This window comes from Pseudoalteromonas prydzensis (assembly GCF_011050055.1).
Classification (GTDB): Bacteria; Pseudomonadota; Gammaproteobacteria; order Enterobacterales; family Alteromonadaceae; genus Pseudoalteromonas; species Pseudoalteromonas prydzensis_A.
The window spans coordinates 1-8,194 of sequence record NZ_DRGM01000154.1 but is presented as its reverse complement, the minus strand read 5'-3'; the positions used below and the strand labels follow the sequence as shown (position 1 = coordinate 8,194).

The window sequence follows — 8,194 nt, the reverse complement described above, 5'->3', positions numbered from 1 at the left end:
TATTTTTTGCTTTTAACGGTCATTTAATGATGATTCAAATGGTGGTGCATAGTTTTCAAGTGCTACCCATTGATGGCACATGGTGGTCTGTAGATCATTACTGGGACATAGTGACCTGGGGTGGCTGGATGTTTACTACAGCACTGGTACTCTCACTTGCACCGCTTACCGCGATGCTCGTTATTAATATGTCGTTTGGTATTATGACGCGTGCAGCACCGCAATTAAATATTTTCTCTATTGGTTTTCCGTTTACCTTGGTCGCGGGACTTATTATTATTTGGGCGACACTAGGTAACTTTGTTACTCAGTTTGAGTTTCAATGGTTAAAAATGGTTGAGCTAATGTGTACTTTAGTTGGTTGCTCGCCTTAGGAGAAAGTCATGTCTGAAGACTCAGGACAAGAAAAAACAGAAGAACCCACATCCAAAAAACTTGAAGAATCTAAAAAGAAAGGCCAAATAGCGCGCTCAAAAGAGCTAGGTACCATGTTTGTACTTATTTTTTCGGCTATATCGCTTTTGATGTATGGGCCAGAAATTGGCAAAGGTTTATACAATGTAATGGGCCGAACCCTTAGCTTAAATCGCAACGAAGCCTTTGATACTACTAAAATGTTTGCCGTATGGGGAGAGGTTGCAGACGCTTTAATGTTTCCTATGGCTATGTTTGTATTAATTATAGTTTTGGCTGCATTTATTGGTAATACGTTACTAGGTGGTTTTAATTTTAGCTGGGAAGCCGCTGCACCGAAAGCAAGTAAAATGTCGCCAATGAAAGGTTTTAAACGTATGTTTGGCCCGCAAGCGGCTATTGAGCTTGTAAAGTCACTTTTAAAATTTGGCTTGGTTGCAAGTTTTGCTATATTTTTAATTAATACCTATTTTGATGAAATACTGCATTTAAGTTTAGAAAGTGCGCCAGGTAATATTATCCATGCCTTAGAGATTTTAGGCTGGATGTTTTTAGGTCTTTCGTGCACTTTAATTATTATTGCGGCTATTGATGCACCATTTCAAAGTTATAACCATAACAAACAACTTAAAATGACAATGCAAGAGATTAAAGATGAGTATAAAAACTCTGAAGGTGACCCACAAATAAAAGCGCGTATTAGGCAAACTCAAAGGCAAATGTCGCAAAACCGTATGATGCAAGATGTCCCTGACGCTGATGTTATTGTTACCAACCCAACTCACTACTCAGTAGCATTAAAATACGATACAGAGCGCGCAGGAGCGCCAATAGTGCTTGCTAAGGGTATCGATGAAATGGCGATGCAAATTAGAAAAGTAGCAATAGGGAATGAAGTACCTATTTTAGAATCCCCCATGTTGACCCGAGCGCTTTATCATACGGCTGAAGTAGGAGAGCAAATACCCGATCAGCTATTTACTGCAGTAGCGCAAGTTTTAGCGTATGTATTTCAGCTTAAGCGCTTTAATAAAGGGCGCGGTAAACGTCCAACTAAGCTCAATAACAAGCTCCCAATCCCCGATGCCTACAAGTATTAAACCGTTAACTTAGTAACTTGGAATAGTTATTGCAAATTCTACGTAGTGTCAATTTTTTGAAATTGTAGAATTATGAGTTTTAAAGCGGTATTACAACAACTTAACAGAGACAAAAAAGACTATGCCAAAGGGGTAGGTACTCCTTTGCTTGTGCTTGCAGCCTTGGGAATGGTGATCTTACCGTTACCGCCATTTTTACTCGATATCCTTTTCTCGTTTAATATTGCCCTCGCATTAGTGGTTTTACTCGTGACTGTTTACACGATGAAGCCGGTTGAGTTTGGTATATTTCCCTCTGTATTACTAATCGCTACGATTATGCGCTTAGCGCTTAACGTTGCCAGCACTCGAGTTGTATTACTTGAAGGTCATAATGGTGGTGATTCTGCCGGTAAAGTAATTGAAGCGTTTGGCTCAGTTGTTATTGGTGGTAACTACGCAGTTGGTTTGGTCGTATTTTTAATTCTGATCATTATTAACTTTGTGGTAATTACTAAAGGTGCTGGGCGTATATCTGAGGTATCTGCACGTTTCACCCTTGATGCAATGCCGGGTAAACAAATGGCAATTGACGCCGATTTAAACGCTGGTTTTATCAGTGCTGAGCAAGCGCGTGACCGCCGCGAGGAAGTAACTCGCGAAGCTGATTTTTACGGCTCAATGGATGGTGCGAGTAAATTTGTAAAAGGCGATGCCATTGCAGGTATTGTTATATTAATCATCAATATTGTTGGTGGTTTATTTGTCGGTATGATTCAACATAATTTGAGTTTTGGCAACGCAATGGAAGTATATACATTACTTACCATTGGTGATGGCTTAGTTGCTCAACTCCCTTCTTTACTACTTTCAATTGGTACCGCGATTGTTGTAACACGTCAAAATGAGTCGCTCAATATGGGTGACCAATTTAAGAAACAACTAGGTAACGAAAAATCACTCTTTATTGCTTCAGGTATTTTGATCATCATGGGCTTAGTACCTGGTATGCCGCATATTGCTTTTTTAAGTTTAGGTGCGTTACTGGGTTATTTAGCTTACTACACACAGCAAACTAAGTTAAAAGCCGCTGCAGCAGAAGCCGAAGAAGCCGCCAGTGGCGGAAGCGCTGCAACAGGTATTGCCAATAAACAAGAGCAAAAAGAACTTGGTTGGGATGATGTTCAGCAGGTTGACGTAATTGGCCTAGAAGTAGGTTACAGATTAATTCCGTTGGTAGATCAATCTCAAGGTGGTGAGCTACTTAATCGTATTAAAGGTGTACGTAAAAAGCTTTCTCAAGAACTTGGTTTTTTAGTACCACCTGTTCATATTCGCGATAATTTAGAGCTTGATCCAAATGCTTACAGAATAACGCTAATGGGTGTTTCAACCGGTGAAAGCGAACTTAAACATGGCGACGAGCTAGCGATTAACCCAGGGCAAGTATTTGGTCCTATTAAAGGGGTTGAAACTAAAGATCCTGCGTTTGGCCTTGATGCAGTATGGATCAAGCCTGATCAAAAAGATGAAGCGCAATCACTAGGTTATACCGTTGTAGATTCAGCCACGGTAGTTGCCACTCATATTAGCCAGTTATTAACTAACAGTGCGGCGTTGCTACTAGGGCATGAAGAAGTTCAAAACCTGCTTGATATGCTTGCTAAAAGCCATCCTCGCTTAGTAGAAGGACTAGTACCTGATGTGTTGCCATTAACTGCAATTGTAAAAGTACTGCAAAATTTATTGAATGAAGGTGTAGCTATTCGCGATATGCGCTCAATTGTTCAAACCCTTGTTGAATATGGTCCGCGTAGCCAAGACCCTGATGTATTAACGGCTGCAGTGCGTATTTCCCTGCGTAGATTAATTGTTCAAGATGCGGTGGGAATGTCATCAGAAATTCCTGTCATAACCTTGGCGCCTGAGTTGGAACAGATGTTGCATCAGTCATTACAAAATGCAGGTGATGAAGGTGCCGGTATTGAGCCAGGACTTGCAGAGCGACTTCAAGTGTCATTAACACAAGCGCATCAAAATCAAGAAATGGCCGGTGAACCTTCTATATTGCTAACGTCAGGAATGTTACGCACTGTGTTATCTCGTTTTGTTAAGTACACCATTCCAGGATTGAGAGTGATGTCTTATCAAGAGGTACCAGATGAAAGACAGATAAAGATTGTTAGCTCTGTAGGGCAACAATAAGATTTTAACAGGGGTTGAATCATGAAAATTAAACGTTTTTTTGCTAAAGATATGCGCACAGCACTTAAAGAAGTTAAAGATGAATTAGGTGTTGATGCGGTTATTATGTCAAATAAGAAGCTGGCTAACGGTGTAGAAATTGTAGCGGCAGTTGATTATGACAAAGCAGCCCCTAAAGTAGCAGCGCAACCACAACGTAATGCTGAACCTCGTGCTCAAGCGCCACAGCAAAGCATGCATAACTTTGTAAGACCAGAGCCACAGCGTGCTAAGCCTGAGCCACAAGCAAAGGTTGCTGACAGCTTACAAGCATTACTAGAGCGACAATCACCGCGTCCTCGCTCCCCTGAACTTGCTTCTATGTTTTCACAATCGGGTATTGATACTACCGATAACTATCAAGAGCCGGCTGCGCAGCCGCGTACTAAAAATATGTTTATTCCTGAAAGTGCAGCGCCAGTTCGCCCACAAACTCAAGCCGATAGTTTAGGTTTTGATGATTTAGACCGCGATTTTGATGATTTAGATAGCCCGGTAACTGCTCGCCCACAAAATAAAAATAATGAAAGCGAAGAAATGACAACAATGCGTGAAGAAATGAACGCGATTCGTCAGTTACTTGAACATCAAGTATCAGGTTTAATGCAACAAGATATGGCGCGTCGCGATCCAACGCGTGCGTGCATGGTTGACCGTTTAGTCGGTATGGGTATTGATAAAGAAGTCGCGCAACAAATGGCATGTTTCGTACCTGACGACGTGTCTCGTCAGCAAGGCTGGAAAGCATTGCTAACAATGGTTGAAGATCAAATGCAAACAACCAATAACGAAATACTTCGCCAAGGTGGTGTATATGCGTTAGTGGGTCCAACAGGTGTGGGCAAAACCACGACAGTTGCTAAGCTTGCAGCTCTAGGTGCACAAAAGTATGGCGCCGATAAAGTTGCCTTAATAACCACTGATACGTACAGAATTGGTGCTTATGAGCAGCTTGCAACTTACGGTCGTATTATTGGTTGTGGTGTAAAACAAGTTAAAGATGCTAATGAGTTAGCTGAAGTTTTATATCATTTACGAAATAAACGTCTAGTGTTAATTGATACGGCAGGTATGAGCCAGCGAGATTTACGCTTAACTGAGCAGTTAAATACGTTAATGCGCAACCAGCGTGTGGATATTCGCAGCTACTTAGTACTCAGTGCCACAGCGCAAATTAATGTACTACAAGAAACTGTACGCCACTTTAAAAAAGTACAGTTAAGTGGTTGTATTTTTACCAAGTTGGATGAATCATTAAGTTTGGGTGAGATTATTAGTATTGCGATTCAAAATCGCCTTCCAATAGGGTATCTTACTAACGGACAACGAGTACCAGAAGATATTCGTGTTGCAAATGCTGAAAAACTAGTAAAAAAGGCTGAGCAATTATATTTAAAAAGAACAAAAGCACAACATTCAAGGCATCAAGCAGTGGCGCCAAGTACAGTAGGGATGTATGATTAACACAGTATTAGATCAAGCAAGCGGCCTGCGCAAAATGAGTCAAAACAATAACAACGGCGTTAAAGTTATCGCTGTAACCGGTGGTAAAGGTGGGGTGGGGAAAACAAATGTTTCTCTAAATACTGCTATAGCACTAGGGCAACAAGGTAACAGAGTACTAGTACTGGATGCTGACTTAGGTTTAGCAAATTGTGATGTGATGCTTGGTTTACGTGTAGAGCGTAATTTGTCACACGTTTTGTCTGGTGAATGTGAGCTTGACGAAATTTTGGTTGAAGGTCCTGCTGGTATTAAAATTGTACCCGCTACGTCTGGTTCGCAAAGTATGGTTGAGTTATCACCATCTGAGCATGCTGGACTAATTCGTGCGTTTAGCGAATTGAATACCGAATTTGATATTTTAATTGTGGATACTGCCGCTGGTATTTCAGACATGGTGCTGAGCTTTTCGCGTGCAGCACAAGATGTAATGGTTGTGGTATGTGATGAACCAACATCAATCACGGATGCTTACGCACTTATTAAAGTATTAAGCCGTGAGCACGGCGTTTATAAATTTAAAATTGTTGCCAATATGGTTCGCAGTATGCGTGAAGGCACTGAGTTGTTTGCAAAGCTATCTAAGGTTACCGATCGCTTTTTAGATGTTTCAATGGAGCTAGTAGCAACAGTTCCTTATGACGAAAATATGCGCAAAGCAACACGTCGTCAAAAAGTAATCGTAGAACTCTTTCCTAATTCGCCAGCCGCTCTTGCGTTTAAAACGCTGGCAACAAAAGCAGTTAAATGGCCAATACCAAACCAACCATCTGGGCATTTAGAGTTTTTCATTGAGAAACTAGTAAACGGCTAATTATGACAATATTGGTGAATAGAGCTATGGGATATCAATCAACACAAAACTTAAATGTGATTGTTGAGAAACATGCATCACTTGTCAAAAAAGTGGCATGTCATCTAATTGCTCGATTACCACCTAGCGTTCAGCTTGATGATTTAATTCAATCAGGAATGATAGGTTTAATAGAAGCTTCAAAAAACTTTGATGCAACAAAAGGCGCAAGCTTTGAAACCTTCGCCGGTATTCGTATTCGTGGGGCTATGCTTGATGAAATGCGCCGTGGTGATTGGGCTCCTCGTTCAGTACACCGTAAAAGCCGACAAGTTGCAGAAGCAATTACTGGGCTCGAAAGCAGTCTGAATCGCGAACCAACAGATACAGAAGTTGCTGAAAAACTTGAAATTTCACTCAATGAGTATCATCATATTTTAAATGATGTTAATACTAGTAAAGTATTAGGTTTAGAAGACCTTGGTGTAGATGAGGATGTTATTACTCCCGTAGGCCAAGATTTAGCGCTAGACAAACCTTTTAATAATGTTAAGAATGATCGGTTTAATGAGTCTTTGCTAAATGCAATAAAGTCATTACCAGAGCGTGATGCAATGGTACTTTCTTTGTACTATAACGATGAAATGAATTTAAAAGAAATAGGACATATACTCGATGTAAGCGAATCGCGTGTAAGTCAGATACATGGTCAGGCGATGATTAAGCTTAAAGCTAAAATCAATGACTGGATAAACTAGTAGTAAGTAAACTAAGGTTAATACCTCACTGGGGGATGTTTTGGATAAAAACATGAAAATTCTTGTAGTTGATGATTTTTCAACGATGAGACGAATTATAAAAAACCTATTACGTGACTTAGGTTTCACTAATGTTCAAGAAGCTGATGACGGGTCTACAGCTTTGCCTATGTTACAAAATCAAGTATTTGATTTTGTAGTTACTGATTGGAATATGCCTGGAATGCAAGGTATTGACCTTTTAAGAGCAATTCGTGCAGATGATAAGTTAAAACATATCCCTGTATTAATGGTAACGGCAGAAGCTAAAAAAGAACAAATAATAGCTGCAGCGCAAGCTGGCGTTAATGGTTATATTGTTAAGCCTTTTACGGCTGGAACATTAAAAACTAAGTTAGAAAAAGTATTTGAACGCTTAGGCTAATGATGGGGGAGAGGCTTATGCCAGCACAAGCTGCGCCTCAAATAACGTTAGAACAAGCTCGTCAGCTCGTTGCTTTTTTAGAAAATGATGAGCAAGATAAAGCAAACCAGTTGATCTTAGAGACTGCCTCGCGAGAGCAGTCTGAATTATTTGCTGAAGTTGGAAAGTTGACCCGTCAATTGCACGAAGCCCTTAAAAGTTTTGATCTTGATACTCGTTTAACTGATTTAACAACAGATGCTATTCCAGATGCTAAAAAGCGGCTTAATTATGTTATAGAAATGACAGAAAATGCGGCTAATAAAACAATGGATGCAGTGGAAGCGAGTCTTCCTATAGCTCAACAACTGGCAGATGAAATATCTCATATCAAACCGACATGGGATCGTTTAATGAGTCGCGAAATTGAGCTGGGTGAGTTTAAACAACTTTGCCATAGTATCGATAAGTTTATGAATAACTCTCATCATAAAACCGATGAGCTTCAAAGCTTAATGACGAATGTACTAATGGCTCAAGATTATCAAGACTTAACGGGTCAAGTTATTCGTCGTGTTATAGAACTTGTTAGAGAAGTAGAAGAAAGCTTACTTCATCTTTTAACAGCTTTTGCTGAACAAGATGATAGTGACAACACAGCGAATAAAGTAGAACAACAAAAAATAAAAGAACCAGTTGCCACACAAACTTTAGCAGGTCCTGAAGGCCCTATTATTGATAAAGAATCGCGTAATGATGTTGTATCTGATCAAGATGAAGTCGATGATCTTTTATCAAGTTTGGGCTTCTAAGAGGAGAGTAACTGCATGTTTGAAGTCGATGAAGATATTTTACAAGACTTTCTTGTAGAGGCAGGAGAAATCCTAGAGCTTTTATCTGAACAGTTAGTTGAACTGGAAAATAATCCAGAAGATACAGAGTTACTAAACGCTATATTTAGAGGCTTTCACACTGTAAAAGGTGGAGCAGGCTTTTTAGC

The 8,194-nt window shown here is 40.1% G+C and carries 9 protein-coding genes; all 9 read left to right on the top strand.

The window, feature by feature from the left end:
• Positions 1-374: flagellar biosynthetic protein FliR (locus ENH88_RS14655; RefSeq protein ID WP_304178737.1), on the top strand; the 374-nt coding region annotated here is incomplete at its 5' end.
• Between the two features lie 9 nt (positions 375-383).
• A complete protein-coding gene (flhB, locus tag ENH88_RS14650; RefSeq protein WP_007585806.1) occupies positions 384-1,514 on the top strand; it encodes a flagellar biosynthesis protein FlhB in 1,131 nt (376 codons plus the stop codon).
• Between the two features lie 72 nt (positions 1,515-1,586).
• Entirely contained in the window at positions 1,587-3,698 is a 2,112-nt protein-coding gene (gene flhA / locus ENH88_RS14645; RefSeq protein WP_024606208.1) for a flagellar biosynthesis protein FlhA, read from the top strand.
• 21 nt (positions 3,699-3,719) lie between these two features.
• Positions 3,720-5,201, top strand: a complete 1,482-nt coding sequence (gene flhF / locus ENH88_RS14640; protein ID WP_010553900.1) for a flagellar biosynthesis protein FlhF — start codon at positions 3,720-3,722, stop codon at positions 5,199-5,201.
• Positions 5,194-6,054: a MinD/ParA family ATP-binding protein gene (locus tag ENH88_RS14635; protein ID WP_002959312.1), complete on the top strand. Its 861-nt coding sequence runs from the start codon at positions 5,194-5,196 to the stop codon at positions 6,052-6,054. Before flhF ends, ENH88_RS14635 begins: the two co-directional genes overlap by 8 nt.
• Before the next feature lie 26 nt (positions 6,055-6,080).
• Entirely contained in the window at positions 6,081-6,791 is a 711-nt protein-coding gene (locus ENH88_RS14630; protein WP_294123478.1) for an RNA polymerase sigma factor FliA, read from the top strand.
• 40 nt (positions 6,792-6,831) lie between these two features.
• Complete coding sequence (gene cheY, locus ENH88_RS14625) at positions 6,832-7,215, top strand: chemotaxis response regulator CheY (RefSeq protein ID WP_008132609.1); 384 nt, start codon at positions 6,832-6,834, stop codon at positions 7,213-7,215.
• A 17-nt stretch (positions 7,216-7,232) separates the two neighbouring features.
• Positions 7,233-8,006, top strand: a complete 774-nt coding sequence (locus ENH88_RS14620) for a protein phosphatase CheZ (RefSeq protein WP_294123337.1) — start codon at positions 7,233-7,235, stop codon at positions 8,004-8,006.
• A gap of 15 nt (positions 8,007-8,021) precedes the next feature.
• On the top strand, positions 8,022-8,194 hold a 173-nt coding region (locus ENH88_RS14615), incomplete at its 3' end, for an Hpt domain-containing protein (protein WP_304183275.1).